The organism is Desulfurellaceae bacterium, from assembly GCA_021296095.1.
In the GTDB taxonomy this organism is placed as follows: domain Bacteria; phylum Desulfobacterota; class Binatia; order Bin18; family Bin18; genus JAAXHF01.
The window spans coordinates 1-15,315 of the sequence record JAGWBB010000003.1 but is presented as its reverse complement, the minus strand read 5'-3'; the positions used below and the strand labels follow the sequence as shown (position 1 = coordinate 15,315).

The following is a 15,315-nucleotide window of genomic DNA, read 5'->3' as shown; positions in this document are numbered from 1 at the left end:
TGTTCCACCCCCCCATCTCTCCTCTCTCCGAACGGAAGGTGTCCCCGAGGAGGGAAGATGGGAAAGTTCTCACAGCGTGTAGCCGTTCTGGCCGTGTCGTTCCTGATCTGGCAGACGGGCGGTCCAGCCGCCTCAGCCCAGGCACAGTCCACCCCGCAAGCGTCTGCTTCAGCCGACGAGCCGCGGCGGCCTCGCCTCCGGTTCGCACCGACCACCGTGCTCGACCCCATGATCGTCACCGCCTCCAAGCTCGAAGAACCCCTCTCGCAGGTGTCGAACGCGGTGACGGTCGTGACACAGCAAGACATCACCCGACGCCAGACGACCGACCTGTTTGAGCAGCTGCGCGAGGTGCCGGGTTTCACCTTCGTCCAGACCGGCAGCCGGGGCGCCGCGACCTCGCTGTTTACGCGCGGAGGTGAATCCGACCACAACCTGATCCTGATCGACGGGGTCAAGGTCAACCGGGCCGGCGGCAGCTTCAAATTCAATGATGTGACGACGCTGGGCGTGGGCCGCATCGAGGTGGTGCGCGGCCCGCAGAGCGCCCTGTACGGTTCCGACGCCATGAGTTCGGTCATCCAACTCCTGACGCCGCGCGGACAGGGCCCGGCACGCGCCACGCTGGGCTTCCGCGCGGGCAACCCCGACACCTTTGAGGAGCGTTTCAGCCTGTCCGGCGGGACGGCCCTCTACGGCTACAACGTGGCTGTCGGGCGGGTTGACAGCGGGGGCGTCCTACCGGTCAACAACGACTACAGCAGCACGACCCTAGCCTCCCGCTTCGACCTTGACCCAGGCGATGAGCTGCAACTCACCACCACCCTGCGCTACATCGACAGCCGCTTTCGCGTTCCCACCAGCAGCGGTGATATTCTTGATCGGCAGGGGAACGGCCTGGACCCCCGGGCGACCAGCGACAACCGCCGCCTCATTCTCGGACCGCGGGCCACCTATCAGCCCACCCCGTGGTGGAGGCACAATCTGCAGCTGGGAGTGGTGTACGAATGGTTCACCTATCGTGATCCGGAAGACGGCAGCATTGACTGCCGAGACGATGACGCCGTGACCTACAACGATTGCGACGGACTGGGCTCGCTGACCATCAACAGCGAGTACCGGCTGTCGGCCGACTACTCGTCCGACTTTTTCCTGCCCCTGACCCTCGGCCTGACGCCGACCTTTACCATCGGCGGCTCTATCGAGGACGAACACTACAGCCAGAAGAATGGGCCCAGTGGCAGCCGCAACGCCCAGTCCTTCTACTCTCAGCTGCACCTGGCCTGGCGCGAGAGGCTGTTCGTCACGTCCGGCTTCCGCCTGGACGATGCGGTCACGTATGGGACGCACCTCAGCCCCCGGGTCTCGGCCGCCCTGATTATTCCCGGCCTCAACACCAAACTGCGTGGCGGCTACAGCCAGGGCATCAAGGCGGCCAGTTTTTCTCAGAACGTCGATACCGCATTTTCCCGCGGCAACCCTGACCTGGAGGCCGAGGAGTCCGAGAGCTGGGAAATCGGTCTCGACCAGCCCTTGACCCTGGGCGTCTTGGACGCGCAGTTGAACCTGACCTATTTTTCGACCGAATACAAAAACCTGATCGCCTATACCTTCGCGCCCGAACTGACCTCGAATTACATCAACGTGCACCGCGTCCGCAGCCGTGGGCTTGAGGTCGGGACAGCCGTCGGCCTGCCCTACGGATTCTCGCTGCGCGGCGCGTATACCTACCTGGAAACCGAGGTGCTGGACAACGCCGGAAACGACGGCTTCGGGTCCTTCAGGCGGGGTGAGCCCCTGGTCCGACGGCCCAAGCACGTGGGCTCGTTCACCCTGAACTACGCCGGCGAGCGCCTGAACGCCAACTTTCATCTGTACGTCAAGGGCAATGTCACCGAGCGGCGCGGCGCCCTGCACGACGGCTACGAGCGGGCCGACCTGGCTCTGTCGTACCTGCTGTTCGAGAACCGTTGGGGTATCCGTTCCCTGAGCCTGGAGGGCAAGGCGAACAATCTGTTTGACGCCGACTATCAGGATATCTTGTACTTTTCGTCCGCGGAAACGACCTTTCTGGCCGGCTTTCGGGCAGAGTTCTGAGCCGGTCGCCGAAGGCTCAGCGGGCGAGCAGCGCCTGGCTGAGGCGCGCCTCCGCAGCCGCGTCGGGCGGCAGGCCGATGCGCAGCCGGTTTCGGCTCCAATCGAAGCCGCGAACGAAGATCCCGCACTCGGCCAAACGGTGCCAGACCCTGCCGGCGTCGTCCACCTCAACGAAGCGGAAGAGGTCGGTGCCGCCCACCACCCGTAGCCCGGCTGCGTTCAGCACCGCGTCCAGACGCGCCCGCGCCGTGGCCAGCCGCTGACGGGTGGCCCGCTGCCAGCCGACATCCCGGTAGGCCCGCGTTCCCGCAGCCAGGGCCGGGCCGGAGACACTCCACACCCCCAGACACGCGCGGGCCGTTTCCACCGCGTCCCACGGCGCCATCAGCGCCCCGAGCCGGAGTCCGGGAAGGCCGAAGAACTTGCCGAACGAACGCAGCAGTATGAGCCCCGGCCGGCCGCCACTGGCCGCCATCGACAGCTCCGGCCGCACATCGGCGTAGGCTTCGTCAACAATCAGCCAGCCGCCCTTTGCGGCCAGGGCTGCCCACGCCGCCTCAAGCCGGTCCGGTTTCCAGACCCGGCCATCCGGATTGTTCGGGTTGCACAGGACGACGAGATCGGCCGTGGCCAGGGCATCCAGGGGGTCGGATGTTTCGACGACCCGACAGCCTGCCGCCCGCCACACCTCGGCGTGGTCGGCAAAGCTCGGCCGGGTAATGACCACCCGCGTCCCGGACCGGGGCCGGAGCATTACCGGCAGCAGACGGATCAGCAGCTCGCTGCCCGGCACGGGGAGGACACACGCTGCGGGCGCCCCAAATGCCGCTGCCATGGCTTCCCGGCAGGCTGCGGTCGCGCTGGCACTCGGCAAACGGTGGAGGGTCTCCGGCTGCGGGCTGTCCACCGGGTACGGCCAGGGGTTGATACCGGTAGACAGGTCGATCCAGGGCTCTGGTGCCTGGGGGAAGCGGGCACGTATGAGGTCGAGCGCCCCGCCGTGGACAAACCCGTCCAGCCTCATGGTGCGCTTCCTCCGGCCGCCACTAAGAGCAGCACCAGCCCAAGGAGCGCCATGGTCCGCCCGTAGAGATACAAGCCGCGCCGGGCGTCTGTTGGCCCAGGGTCCGGGGCGGCCGCGTTGAGCCAGGGCTCGTCGGCCAGCTCCCCTGTATACACACGCGGGCCGCCCAGCCGGATGCCGAGCGCCCCGGCCATGGCGCTCTCGGGCCAGCCGGCGTTGGGCGAGCGGTGGCGTCGGGCGTCGCGGAGCATCACGCGGATCGCGGCAGACCTGAGGCTGGCCAGTGCAATCAGTCCGCCGGTGAGCCGGGCCGGAATGAGGTTCGCCACATCGTCGAGCCGGGCGGCAAAACCGCCGAACGCCTCCAGGCGCGTGGTCCGGTGGCCGAGCATGGAATCCAGCGTATTGATGGCCTTGTAGGCCGCCAACCCCGGCAAGCCGAACAGGCTGCCCCAGAACAGCGGCGCGACCACGCCGTCGGAGGCGTTCTCGGCCAGACTCTCCAGGTTGGCACGCGCGACGCCCGCGCTGTCGAGCCGGGCGGGGTCGCGGCCAACGATGCGGCCGACGGCCTGGCGGGCACCCACCAAGTCGCCGTGTTCCAGGTGCTGGACCACGTGCAGGACATGACAATACAGACTGCGGGTGGCCAGGAGGCTGGAGGCTATTATCACTTCCACGGCGAAACCGACCGGCGTCTGTGGCAGGAGGGCAACGAGAAGGCAGGCGGACAGGGTGGCTGCGCTGACGACAACGAGTGCGGTCAGCATGCCGAGCACGCGGCGCGCGGCCGAGGAAAAGCGATCCAGATTCAGGGCCGTTTCGAGCCCCGAGATCAAGGCGCCGATCCAGACCACCGGGTGGCGGATGCGGCGGTACAGCCGGTCGGGCCAGCCGCAGACGGCTTCGAGCAGAAACGCGCCCAACATGAGAGCGGCGAACGCCACGCTCAGGCCACCTCTTCGATCTGCACGGCCCACTCGGCGCCGTGCCGCTCAACCCGCGCGCGTACCCCGTAGACCGTCCGGATGCGGTCGGCGGTCAGGGTCTCCTGGGGCGAACCGTCGGCCAGCACGACACCGTCCTTCATCCATACCAGCCGGTCAGCAAAGCGAACGGCCAGCCCGATGTCGTGCAGCACGACCAGCACGCCGCCGCCCGCGTCGGCAAAGCGCCGCAGCAGGTCCATGACCTGGAACTGGTGGCGCAGGTCGAGGGATGCGGTCGGCTCGTCGGCAACCAGCAGCGGGGCTTCAGCGGCAAAAGCCCGGGCACAGTGAACGCGGGCGAGTTCGCCACCGGACAAGGTGTCGGTCCGACGCTGGGCCAGGTCAAGCAGGTCACAGGCGCCCACCGCGCGGTCAACCGCCTCGGCATCTGCGGCGCGCAGGCGGCCGAGCGCCGCGCCGTGGGCGAAGCGTCCCAGCGCAACCACGTCACGCACGGTGTTGGGCCAGGCCAGCGGGCGGACCTGGGGCAGATAGCCCACCCGGCGGGCGCGTTCCGTGGGCGAGAGTTTTGCCGTCGGCCGACCGTCCAGGCTTGCCGCTCCCGCCGAAAGCCGTATGAGACCCAGAGTGGCGCGTAGCAGGGTGGTTTTACCCGCGCCGTTAGGCCCGAGCAGGGCGACCAGTTCGCCGGACCGCAGACGGCAGGACGCCGCGTTCACCAGCGTCGCCCGGCCGACCCTGACCGTCACCTCGCTGGCGCACAGCTCAGTCACGCACCGCCCTCCGCTGCAGGGTGATCCACACAAAGGCCGGCGCGCCGATCAGGGCCGCAACCACACCCAGCTTCAGCTCCGAGTCGGTCGGCAACAGACGGACCCCGATGTCGGCGAGTTCGAGAATCACCCCGGCCAGCAGGGCCGAGGGCAGCAGGCTGCGCGCCGGGTCGTGATCGACACGAGGGCGTACCAGGTGCGGAGCAATAATACCGACGAAGCCGATAGTCCCCGCGATGGCGACCGCCGCGCCGGTGGCCAGCCCGGTGCCCAGTACGACCGCCAGACGCTGGCGACGCAGGTTGAGGCCCACGCCGGCCGCAGCTTCCTCACCCAGAGTGAGTGCCGACAAACCTCGTCGGGTCATGAACAGCACGGCCAAACCGACGGCCAGGAACGGCAGGGCGAGCGCCAGGTCGTCGGCGCTGCGGTTGGCGACCGAGCCCAGCATCCAGTTCACCATGTCCGCCAGTGAGAACGGGTTGGGGGCAAGATTCATCAGTAGTGCCATGGTCGCCCCGGCGAAGCTCGACAGGCCGACGCCAACCAGGATGAGGGTCACCACCGAGGACGTGCGCAGCGCGACCAGGGCGATGAGGGCCGAGGCTGCGGACGCGCCCGTGATGGCTGCCACCGGCACACTATAGGCCCAGGCGTCGGCCAGGCCGTAGTACAGGACGAAGGTCGCCCCCAGGGACGCCGAGGCCGATACGCCCAGGACACCCGGCTCCGCCAGCGGGTTGCGCAGCAGCCCCTGCAGGGCCGCGCCACTCGCCCCCAGGGCGGCGCCGACCACAAACGCCGCAGCCGCGCGCGGCAGACGGATGTGCCACACCACGAGGCTGTCGCCGGCCGGAGCCTGACCCAGCAGGGCGGCCAGGACGCGGGGCACGCTCATAGGGGTCGTGCCGAGAAAACAGGCAGCCGCCAGTGCCGCAACGGCAGCTGCGGCCAGGGCCAGATTGAGCCAGCTGAAGCTCACCGCGCCGGCTCTCCGCGTCCGGTCGTGGCCAGCGCCTCAATAGCGTCCAGCAAGAACCAGCCGCCACAGGCGACCCAGGCGCCCTCAAGCCGGACCGTTGGGCGCTCGCGGAGTTGGCGGCGGGCTATGGGGTGGCGGGCCGCACTCCAGGCGTTGTCGTGATTGGTCGCTCCCCACAAGACCGCAGCCACGAGATCGGGGTGTTCATAGGCCAGGCGTTCGAGCGGCAGGGAGCGCCAGCCGGGCTCGTGCTGGAAGTTGGCCAGACCCGCCGCGCGCAGCATCTCGTGGACCAGGGTGCCGGGGCCGCTCGTCACGCCGGCCGGCGTCATGTACAGAGCCTCCGGCGCGTCCGGCAGGGCGCGCAGGGCTGCGAGTCGGGCGTTCATCTCGGCGACCACCTGCGCACCACGCGCCGGCTGGTCCAGCCCCTCGGCGACGGCCGTGATCGTATTCCGAATGCCGTCGAGGTCATCGGCAAAGTCGATTTGCAGCACGGGCGTCCCCATACGCTCGACAAACGTGGTGACCTGCGGTCCCCCGCCGTAGGAACGAACGACCAGATCGGGTTGGAGGACAAGCACGTCCTCGGCTCGCGGACGAACCTGCCTCAGCCCCCGCGCCTGGCCGCGCATATACGAGAAGGTTTTCTCCGCGTCGGGTGAGACGGCCAGGATGTGCCCACGTGGCGCCAGCTTGAGCACATACTGGTCGGCGCAGTAGTCGAGACTGACAATACGTGTCGGCGGGTCCAGGCGTGGCGGCGGCTCGGCAGGGCTGCACGCGATCAGGCCGACCAGAACGGTGAGAACGGTCAGCCGGGGCAGCGCCTCAGAAATCAATCCCATGCTGGGCTTTAATACCGGCTTTGAAGGGATGCTTGACCTCGCGCATCTCACTGACGAGGTCGGCATAATCCATCAGCTCCTGTTTGGCGTCGCGTCCGGTCAGAATCACGCTCGTCCGGGTCGAGCGCGCCCTGAGGCCCGCAAGTACGGTCTCGACGGACAGGTAGTCGTAGCGGAGCGCGATATTGATTTCGTCCAGCACGACCAGGTCACGGTCGCCGCTCTCCATCAATTCCCGCGCCTTGGCGAAGGCGGCGGCAGCGGCGGCCGTGTCGCGGGCACGGTCCTGGGTGTTCCAGGTGAATCCCTCACCCATGCAATGCCAGACGAGTTGATCGGGAAACCTGGCGAAGAACTTGTGCTCGCCGGTCAGCCATTTGCCTTTGATAAACTGCACGACGCCGACCCGCTGACCCCAGCCGAGCGCCCGGGCAATCACGCCAAAGGCCGAACTCGATTTCCCTTTGCCGTCGCCGGTGTAGACCAGCACCAGACCGCGTTCCGGGTGACGGGCCGCCCTCACCTTGCGGCGATGCTCGGCCTGCACAGCCTGCATCTTTTCCTTATGTGTGTCGGCGCTGGACATGGGCGATGCAGGCCCATATACACGCAGCGTCCGCTCGGAGTCAAGGCCGACGACCCGACTGTCAGGGGTGCTCGCCGTGTCTCCTGCAAGCCGCCGCTCCCGCTTCAGATATTCACTCAGTCCCCTTGAGGAGGACCGGCAGCCCCGCAGCCACAAAGTAGACGCGCGTCGCCAGCCGGGCGACCGCCTGGTTGAGCCGGCCGGCGTGGTCACGGAAAGCCCGCGCTGCGGCGTTGTCCGGCACGATGCCGAGGCCGACTTCGTTGGCGACCAGGACCACCGGTCCGGGCACCCCGGCCAGCGCGTCGAGCAGCCCGTCCTGGGCCGCGTCTATCCTCTGGCCGTGATACATGAGGTTGCCCAGCCACACCGTGAGGCAATCGACCAGCAGGCACACCTGGGGCGCGCCCTCCTGCCGAATGGCATCCGCGAGATCGAGGGGCACCTCCAGTGTACGCCAACCCGACCCGCGCTGGCGGCGGTGGGCTTCGATACGGCGGACCATCTCATCGTCGACACGTTCGGCGGTGGCGATGTAGACCTGTCGGCTGTGCCGACGCGCCAGGCTTTCGGCAAAAGTGCTCTTGCCCGAGCGCGCGCCGCCGAGAACCAGGCTGATGCCGGGGTGAGGTTCGACCGTAGTCATGGGCGGGTCGGCGTATGAACCGTGGGGTCAGGAGCTGCACGACAGCATCGAGCAGCCCGCCCGCTGACGCGCCCAGTCGGGCCGCTTTTTGGCGTAGTCGTCTTTATCGGGCTGGTCATCATAGGGGTGGCGCAGCAGGTCGAGCAATTCGTGCAGCCTCGTAGGGTCGCCCTGCTCGGCTTTATCTATGGCCAGCTGGGCCAGATAGTTACGCAGCACATATTTGGGATTGACGGCATTCATGCGTTTGCGGCGCGCTTCGTCTGAAGTCCGGTCGGCACGGACACGGGCTGCATAGCGGCGCAGCCAGTTGCCGATCCGCAGTGTGTGGCTACGGCTCAGCTGTTCGGGCACGTAGTAGGCGTCCAGCAACGGCTCGGGCAGGGCTTCATCGTCGGCCTGTTCCCGGTCGAAGGCTGGGCCGTCAAGTTCAAGCTCGGCCAGCCTTCGGTAGAAAATCGTCATATCGGTTTCCGCCAGGCACAGGATGGCCAGCAGTTCGGCCACCAGTTCATCGTCGCTTTGCGGCTCGAAGGATCGCAGCCCCAGCTTGCCGGCCATCATGCTTCGCCAGCCGTGCTCGAAGTCTGTGACAAAGCCGCTGAGAAGGTCTTCCAGGGCTTCGGTTTGGCCGATCAGGGGCAGCACGGCATTGGCCAGCTGGGCCAGGTTCCACTGGGCGATCTGGGGCTGATTGCCGAAGCAGTAGCGACGACCGACCGCGTCGGTGGTGTTGGGCGTCCATTTGGGATCGTAATCTTCCAGCCAGCCGTACGGCCCGTAGTCGATGGTCAGACCCAGGATCGACATGTTGTCGGTGTTCATCACCCCGTGGACAAAACCGACCCGCAGCCAGTCCACGATCAGCCGGGCGGTTGTGCGACACACCTCCTGAAACCAGGCCAGGTAGACCGCCGCCGACGGCTGGCCGAGATGGGGAAAGTCGGTCCGGATGGTGTAATCCAGGAGCTGTTGCAAGACCTCGGTCTCTCCCCGTGCGGCAAAGAGTTGAAAATTCCCGAAGCGGGTAAATGAGGGCGCCACGCGACACACCACCGCGCCCGGCTCGGGCTTGGGGTTGCCGTCATAGAACATGTCCCGGACGACCTGCTCGCCGGTTGCGATCAGGCTCAGGGCACGGGTGGTGGGGACGCCCAGATGATGCATGGCCTCGCTACACAAGAACTCGCGCAGCGACGAGCGCAGGACGGCCAGACCGTCGGCCTGGCGGGAATACGGCGTGGGGCCGGCGCCTTTGAGCTGGACAACCCAGCGCCGCCCCTGGTTGACAATCTCCCCCAGGTTGATCGCCCGCCCGTCTCCGAGCTGCCCGGCCCAGCTGCCAAACTGATGGCCACCGTAACACATGGCGTAGGGGTCCATGCCCGACAACACCCGGTTACCGGAAAAGACCTGAACGAACTCGTCCGATTCGCACTCGGCGCGGCTCAGGCCGATGTCCTGGGCGACTTCCCAGGCGTAGGCCAGCAGCCGGGGCCGGGCCACGCGGGTCGGCTGGACGCGCGAGTAACAGGCAGACTCGACCTGACGGCGGTAATTGTCGGTTTCCGGGTCGGCCGGCAGATCGCGCGTAAAGCGGTTGTCAAAGCAAAGGCCGAGGTTTGACGGCTCGGAGGTGTGTTCGGTGTTCATGGTTCCCTCAATCAGACCAGACTGGAGACTAGGCCAGGCCGCAGGCTTGTGCAAGTGAGTCGGCTCGACCGGTGGGTGACGATTGTGAATCGTATTGGCACCGGGCTGCCGAACTGCGACGGCCCTGAGTTGGATTGCAGCCGTCCCCGCCGATTGACACGGCCACGGTTCAGGAGGATAGTGGGGGGCCAACTGTGGGCGGTTCACGCTTATTTCCTGTCCCATCCAATAAGCTCCTATCTTCCATCGTTGACCGGTTTTAGCACTCCAGTGTGTGGAGGAGCCCTTTACCCTGACGCTTGCCGATTGAAGAACGACCGGCAGCGCTCGGCATTCGGAAGAAGGAGACACAGATGTTCGGCATACCGCTAGTCGCTATTGCCATAGGAATTGTTTGTACAGTACTGATCGGCGCGATGTACATCGCGGATCGAAAGAAAAGCAGCGCCTCAAACGACGAAGCGTCGTAGATCGGCGGAGCGGAGCGTTCTCAATCAGACTGCCGATTCTTCGGATATCCAGGCCGACAGTACGGTCTTGTACATGTCGATGACCGGCCGCGTGCCGTTGGTGGCGATGACATGGTCAAAGCGCGGCCCGGAGTTGAGTTCCAGGAGATACAGCCGCCCGTCCACGGCGCGCACGATATCGAAGCCGACAAAGCCAAGGTCCAGCAGCCCGTAGACGGGCCGGACAAAGGCTGCCAGTTCGTCCAGCAACGCGGCGTGCTCGATCAGGATCGCCCGAGCCGAGGTGCCCTCCCAGTAGCGGGCGTTGAATGTAGACGGGTCGCCGGAACGCGCGTAGACCAGGACCGGCGTCTGTTTGTAGCACACCAGCCGGTACTCGTGTGCGGTCGGGATGAACTCCTGGGCCAGGGCAACGTAATCGTACAGGTGAGAGTGTTTGTCAAAAACCGTTTCAATGGCGGTCTGGGTGTCCCTGGCCGCGTGACACAGAAAAACGTTTGAGCCAAACGATCCCCGGTTGCTCTTGACGATGAGCGGGTAGCCGAGTTCGGCCTCAACCGCAGCCACGATCTCGGAGGCCGAGCGGTAGCGCACATAACGGGTGTAGCGCGCATCGACCCGATAGCTCAGAAAGGCCAGGGTTCTGGGACAGCGGACGGCGTCTTTGAGCAGGCAGTAGGTGTGGTATTTGTCTTTGCACAGCCCGGCCACCGACTCGGCGTTGAACGGCGTGCGGTTGAGCTGAAAATAGTGGGCTTGGCCGCCAAGCACGATTCTGACCAGGTTGTGGTCCGGGTCGAGGTAGTCGAAGTCCAGGCCGAGCTGGCGACAGGCGGCGCTCAGACACCGGATGTTGTTTTCCAGAGCCCAGTCCTCCGTCCGGTCTACGCCCGGCCTGCTTTTTGGGCCTTCTGGGCCTTCTGGATTTTGGCCCACGTATCCCGCAGGGTGACCGTCCGATTAAAAACCGGCGAGCCCCCAACCGAATCCGGATCGACACAGAAATAGCCCAGGCGCTCGAACTGATAGCGGCCGCCGACCTCGGCTTCGGCCAGGCCGGGTTCGAGCTGGCAGGCGGCCAGCACCTCCAGCGAGTCGGGGTTCAGAAAATCGGTATAGCTGCGCCCGTCCTCAACCGTGTCGGGGTCGGGCCGGGTGAACAGACTGTCGTACAGCCGGACTTCGGCCGGGATGGCGTGGGCGGCCGAGACCCAGTGCAGGGTCGCCTTGACTTTGCGCGACTCGGCCGAGCCGCCGCTGCGGGTTTCCGGGTCATACGTGCAGCGCAGCTCAACGATATTGCCGTCCTCGTCTTTGATCACCTCGACGCACTTGATGATGTAGGCGTAGCGCAGCCGCACCTCGCGCCCCGGTGCCAGACGGAAAAACTTGCGGGGCGGGTCTTCCCGAAAATCGTCCCGCTCGATATACACCACCCGCGAAAACGGCAGCTGACGGGTGCCGGCACCGGGGTCCTCGGGGTTGTTGACGGCGGCAAGCTGCTCGACCCGGTCGGGTGGATAGTTGTCGATCACGACCCGCAGCGGGCGCAGCACGGCCATGACCCGGGGTGCGCGTTTGTTGAGATCGTCCCGCACATAGTGTTCGAGCATGGCCATATCGACCACGCTGTTACGCTTGGCCACACCGATGCGCTCGCAGAAATTGCGGATCGACTCCGGCGTGTAGCCGCGGCGCCGCAAGCCCTTGAGGGTCGGCAGGCGCGGGTCGTCCCAGCCGCTGACGTGGCGGTTGGTGACGAGTTCCAACAGTTTGCGCTTGCTCATTACGGTATAGGTCAGGTTGAGGCGAGCAAACTCGAGCTGCTGCGGCTGACACGGCACCGGCAATTCCCTGAGAAACCACTCGTACAGGGGCCGGTGGTCCTCAAACTCCAGGGTACAGATCGAGTGGGTGATGCCCTCAAGGGCGTCGGACTGGCCGTGGGTGAAGTCGTACATGGGGTAGATGCACCAGGCGTCTCCGGTCCGGTGGTGGGTGGCCCGGCGGATACGGTAAATCACCGGGTCGCGCAGATTGAGATTGGGCGAGGCCATGTCGATTTTGGCTCGCAAGACCAGGCTGCCGTCCTCGAACTCGCCGGCCCGCATGCGGGCGAACAGGTCGAGGTTGTCCTCGACCGAGCGGTCTCGATACGGGCTGTTTTTGCCCGGCTGGGTGAGGGTGCCGCGGTACTCGCGTATCTGGTCGGCGCTCAGGCTGTCCACATACGCCTTGCCGTTGGTGATCAGCTGGACGGCGTAGCCGTACAGCTGCTCATAGTAGTCCGAGGCGTAGAACAGTTTGTCCTGCCAGTCAAAGCCCAGCCAGCGGACATCCTCCTGAATGGACTCGACGTACTCCAGGTCTTCCTTGGTCGGGTTGGTGTCGTCGAAGCGCAGGTGGCACACCCCGTGGTGTTCGGCCGCCAGACCAAAGTTGAGGCAGATGGATTTGGCGTGGCCGATGTGCAGATAGCCGTTGGGCTCGGGCGGAAAGCGGGTCACCACCCGGCCGCCGTTTTTGTTGGCCCTGAGGTCGGCGGCAATAATCTCGCGGATAAAGTCTAGCGGGGTGTCATGCGCGCTCATGGCAACAGCCTCTCGCGTGATCGCCGGGGGGCCGGCTCAGAACCGGGCGGGCGCCAGGTCGCGCACGGCCTGGAGCAGGCGCTGGCGCTTGACCGCCGGGTCTTTGGCAAAGCTCTGAAATTGCAGAAAAGCCGTGCTCACTCCGGCCTCCATGTAGCGCCGGACATGGGCGTGTATGTCCTCAGCCGATCCGGTCAGAATAAGCTCGTCGATGACCGACTGCGGCACCGCCGCCACCGCCGCCCTGCGATCGCCGCTGCTCCAGGCCTGCCACATCGGTCCCAACACCTCTGCCCGTCCCAGCCACTCGTGGAAGGCTTTGTAGACCGGGACGTTGAGATAGGTGTTGATATGGCGTCGGATGCCCGTATCGGTCTCGGCCGAGGGCGGATCGACACACACAAACACCCGGGCCGTGATCTCCACCGTGTCGGGATCCCGGCCGGCATTCTGGGCGGCCGCGTGGACAACGGCGACCGATTTTTTGATATCCCCGGCCGACAGCCAGTTGAGAATCGCGCCGTCGGCGATCTGGCCGGCCAGGCTCAACATGGCCGGGCGTAGGGCGGCCAGGTGAATCGGGATGGGCGCGCTGGGCGGCCGGCTCAGCCGAAAACCCTGCACCTGGAAGGTCTGGCCCTCAAACACCACCCGTTCGCCGGCGAAGACCTGGTGCAGAAAGCCGACCATCTCGCGCACCCGGCTGAGCGGTTTCCGGAACTGGCCGCCGTTCCAGCTCTCGACAATCGGCTGCGAGCCCGCTCCCAGACCCAGACAGAAGCGGCCCGGGGCGGCCTCGGCCAGCCCGGCGGCGCTCATGGCCAGGGTGGCCGGACCGCGGGTGTAGACGTTGGCAATCGCGGTACCCAGCCGCAGCTGGGTGGCCGAACCGATCAGGGCCAGGGGAGAAAAACAATCCGTGCCGTCAACTTCCAGGGACCAGGCGTCGGTATAGCCCAGCTGCTCGGCCTGACGGGCCAGTTCGGCGTGCTCGGCCAGCGGGACCTCCTCAATCGGAACGGACAGGGACCAGCGTTCGTGCGTCATGGCGTGCTCCGTATTTCCCCTTTTCGGGGGGGATTATACACGTCGAATCGAGGACGTATCTAGTCCGGTTGACGGCTTGGGTCAGAGCCGCTAGCGTGCGGCCTTTATAAAAAGGGGTCCCGCAGGGGGATTCCGAGTGAGAAAGGGACAGTATGGCAGAGCATCTGGGCAGCCCGGCAAATCCCCTCCGGGTTGCGATTTTCGGTTCTGGGCCGGCCGGATTTTATGCGGTCGCAGAGTTGTTGCGGCAGAAGGACTACACGGCAACGGTTGACCTGTTCGACCGGCTGCCGACCCCCTACGGGCTGGTACGCGGCGGCGTGGCCCCGGATCACCAGAAGATCAAGGCGGTCATCAGGCAGTACGAAAAAACCGCCGGCCAGGAGCGTTTTCGGTTTTTCGGCAATGTGAGCTTCGGCACTGACCTCGGCCTCGACGACGTGCTGGCCCACTATCACCAGGTCCTGTTTGCCACCGGTGCGGAATCCGACCGCCGCCTGGGTATTCCCGGCGAAGACCTGTTCGGCAGCTACCCGGCGACGATTTTTGTCGGCTGGTACAACGGTCATCCCGACTATCGCGACCTGGAGTTTGACCTCAGTCAGGTCGAGCGGGTGGCGGTCATCGGCAACGGCAATGTGGCCATGGATGTGACGCGCATCCTGGCCAAGTCGGTTGAAGAGTTATCGACTACCGATATCACCGACTATGCGCTGGAAACCCTGGCCAAGAGCGCGGTCAAAGAGATCTTTCTGCTGGGCCGGCGGGGTGCTGCTCAGGCCGCATTTACCAATCCGGAGATCCGCGAGCTGACCCAGATCCCCGAGGTCGACCTGGTCATCCATCCGCCCGATCTGGTCATGGACGATCTCAGCCAGGAATTTCTGGACCAGGCTCCAGCCGTCCATCAGCGCAATGTTGATATCCTGGCCGCACATCTGGAGAAGGGCCAGAGCGGAGGGCGGCGCAAGATTCGGGTCCGGTTTTTTGTCTCGCCGGTCGAAATCCTGGGCGACGAGCGGGTCGAGGGCATGCGGCTGGAGAAGAACAAGCTGGTCAAAGACGAGAGCGGCACGCTACGCGCGCGGGGAACCGGCGTCTACGAGGAATTCCCCATTCAGATGATCTTTCGCTCCATCGGCTACAAGGGCCACCGTCTGCCGGGCGTGCCGTTTGACGAACGCGCCGGCATCATTCCCAACCAGGACGGGCGGGTGATTGCTCAAGACACCGGCGCGGTGGTGCCGCGAGTGTATGTCACGGGTTGGATCAAGCGCGGTCCGTCCGGCGTTGTCGGCACCAATAAGCCCGACGCGGTCGACAGCGTCAGACACATGCTTGAAGACGTTCCGGCTTTAGCCGACGGCTCAGTCAGCCCGCCCGAGGCGTTGCCCCGGCTGTTGTCGGACAGAGGCGTGCGCTACGTCAGTTTTACCGACTGGAAACAGCTGGACCGGATTGAGGTCGAGGCCGGCAAGCCCCTGGGCAAGCCGCGCGAGAAGCTGACCACCGTCCGGGCCATGCTCGACGCCCTGGACAAAGAGGAAACGCGTCCTCCATCCGTATAAATTTGAGGCCGGCCATACTCAGCCCCTGGGGTGATATTTGCGGTGCACCTCGCGCAGCCGCTCATTGCTCAGATGGGTGT

The 15,315-nt window shown here is 65.6% G+C and carries 13 protein-coding genes; 2 read left to right on the top strand and 11 right to left on the bottom strand.

Annotation, left to right across the window (positions count from 1 at the left end):
• The first annotated feature begins 57 nt into the window (after positions 1 to 57).
• On the top strand, positions 58 to 2,097 hold the full coding sequence (locus J4F42_01010; GenBank protein MCE2484062.1) for a TonB-dependent receptor: 2,040 nt from the start codon (positions 58 to 60) through the stop codon (positions 2,095 to 2,097).
• 16 nt (positions 2,098 to 2,113) lie between these two features.
• Here the strand turns inward: J4F42_01010 and J4F42_01005 are convergent, their stop codons facing one another.
• The 11 genes from J4F42_01005 to J4F42_00955 form a co-directional block, all read right to left on the bottom strand.
• Positions 2,114 to 3,121 carry a threonine-phosphate decarboxylase gene (locus J4F42_01005; GenBank protein MCE2484061.1) on the bottom strand — a complete coding sequence of 336 codons (1,008 nt, stop codon included), beginning with the start codon at positions 3,119 to 3,121 and terminating at the stop codon, positions 2,114 to 2,116.
• Positions 3,118 to 4,068 carry a cobalamin biosynthesis protein CobD gene (gene cobD, locus J4F42_01000; protein ID MCE2484060.1) on the bottom strand — a complete coding sequence of 317 codons (951 nt, stop codon included), beginning with the start codon at positions 4,066 to 4,068 and terminating at the stop codon, positions 3,118 to 3,120. The genes J4F42_01005 and cobD overlap by 4 nt, the downstream gene beginning before the upstream one ends.
• A gap of 2 nt (positions 4,069 to 4,070) precedes the next feature.
• Positions 4,071 to 4,844, bottom strand: a complete 774-nt coding sequence (locus tag J4F42_00995; protein ID MCE2484059.1) for an ABC transporter ATP-binding protein — start codon at positions 4,842 to 4,844, stop codon at positions 4,071 to 4,073.
• A complete protein-coding gene (locus J4F42_00990; protein ID MCE2484058.1) occupies positions 4,837 to 5,826 on the bottom strand; it encodes an iron ABC transporter permease in 990 nt (329 codons plus the stop codon). The genes J4F42_00995 and J4F42_00990 overlap by 8 nt, the downstream gene beginning before the upstream one ends.
• Positions 5,823 to 6,674 (bottom strand): ABC transporter substrate-binding protein, encoded by an 852-nt coding sequence (locus J4F42_00985; GenBank protein MCE2484057.1) that lies wholly within the window; start codon positions 6,672 to 6,674, stop codon positions 5,823 to 5,825. Before J4F42_00985 ends, J4F42_00990 begins: the two co-directional genes overlap by 4 nt.
• On the bottom strand, positions 6,658 to 7,230 hold the full coding sequence (gene cobO / locus J4F42_00980) for a cob(I)yrinic acid a,c-diamide adenosyltransferase (protein ID MCE2484056.1): 573 nt from the start codon (positions 7,228 to 7,230) through the stop codon (positions 6,658 to 6,660). Before cobO ends, J4F42_00985 begins: the two co-directional genes overlap by 17 nt.
• Before the next feature lie 142 nt (positions 7,231 to 7,372).
• Positions 7,373 to 7,906, bottom strand: coding sequence for a bifunctional adenosylcobinamide kinase/adenosylcobinamide-phosphate guanylyltransferase (gene cobU / locus J4F42_00975; protein ID MCE2484055.1), 534 nt, complete (start codon positions 7,904 to 7,906; stop codon positions 7,373 to 7,375).
• Positions 7,907 to 7,933: 27 nt separating this feature from the next.
• Positions 7,934 to 9,559, bottom strand: a complete 1,626-nt coding sequence (locus J4F42_00970) for a YdiU family protein (protein ID MCE2484054.1) — start codon at positions 9,557 to 9,559, stop codon at positions 7,934 to 7,936.
• A gap of 494 nt (positions 9,560 to 10,053) precedes the next feature.
• The gene (locus J4F42_00965) at positions 10,054 to 10,965 is read right to left on the bottom strand and encodes an ATP-grasp domain-containing protein (GenBank protein MCE2484053.1); all 912 of its coding nucleotides are present in this window, start codon (positions 10,963 to 10,965) and stop codon (positions 10,054 to 10,056) included.
• On the bottom strand, positions 10,914 to 12,620 hold the full coding sequence (locus tag J4F42_00960; GenBank protein MCE2484052.1) for a glutamine--tRNA ligase/YqeY domain fusion protein: 1,707 nt from the start codon (positions 12,618 to 12,620) through the stop codon (positions 10,914 to 10,916). The genes J4F42_00965 and J4F42_00960 overlap by 52 nt, the downstream gene beginning before the upstream one ends.
• A gap of 36 nt (positions 12,621 to 12,656) precedes the next feature.
• On the bottom strand, positions 12,657 to 13,667 hold the full coding sequence (locus J4F42_00955; GenBank protein MCE2484051.1) for an LLM class F420-dependent oxidoreductase: 1,011 nt from the start codon (positions 13,665 to 13,667) through the stop codon (positions 12,657 to 12,659).
• A 152-nt stretch (positions 13,668 to 13,819) separates the two neighbouring features.
• On the opposite strand from J4F42_00955, the gene J4F42_00950 reads away from it, so the two are divergent.
• Entirely contained in the window at positions 13,820 to 15,235 is a 1,416-nt protein-coding gene (locus J4F42_00950; protein ID MCE2484050.1) for an FAD-dependent oxidoreductase, read from the top strand.
• The last annotated feature ends 80 nt before the right edge of the window (positions 15,236 to 15,315 follow it).

What these genes read in the sequence shown, in the direction of transcription:
- J4F42_01010 (MCE2484062.1), top strand. Translation starts at nt 58, where the DNA reads ATGGGAAAGTTCTCACAGCGTGTAGCCGTTCTGGCCGTGTCGTTCCTG.
- J4F42_01005 (MCE2484061.1), bottom strand. Translation starts at nt 3,121, where the DNA reads ATGAGGCTGGACGGGTTTGTCCACGGCGGGGCGCTCGACCTCATACGT.
- J4F42_00985 (MCE2484057.1), bottom strand. Translation starts at nt 6,674, where the DNA reads ATGGGATTGATTTCTGAGGCGCTGCCCCGGCTGACCGTTCTCACCGTT.
- cobO (MCE2484056.1), bottom strand. Translation starts at nt 7,230, where the DNA reads ATGCAGGCTGTGCAGGCCGAGCATCGCCGCAAGGTGAGGGCGGCCCGT.
- cobU (MCE2484055.1), bottom strand. Translation starts at nt 7,906, where the DNA reads ATGACTACGGTCGAACCTCACCCCGGCATCAGCCTGGTTCTCGGCGGC.
- J4F42_00970 (MCE2484054.1), bottom strand. Translation starts at nt 9,559, where the DNA reads ATGAACACCGAACACACCTCCGAGCCGTCAAACCTCGGCCTTTGCTTT.
- J4F42_00960 (MCE2484052.1), bottom strand. Translation starts at nt 12,620, where the DNA reads ATGAGCGCGCATGACACCCCGCTAGACTTTATCCGCGAGATTATTGCC.
- J4F42_00955 (MCE2484051.1), bottom strand. Translation starts at nt 13,667, where the DNA reads ATGACGCACGAACGCTGGTCCCTGTCCGTTCCGATTGAGGAGGTCCCG.
- J4F42_00950 (MCE2484050.1), top strand. Translation starts at nt 13,820, where the DNA reads ATGGCAGAGCATCTGGGCAGCCCGGCAAATCCCCTCCGGGTTGCGATT.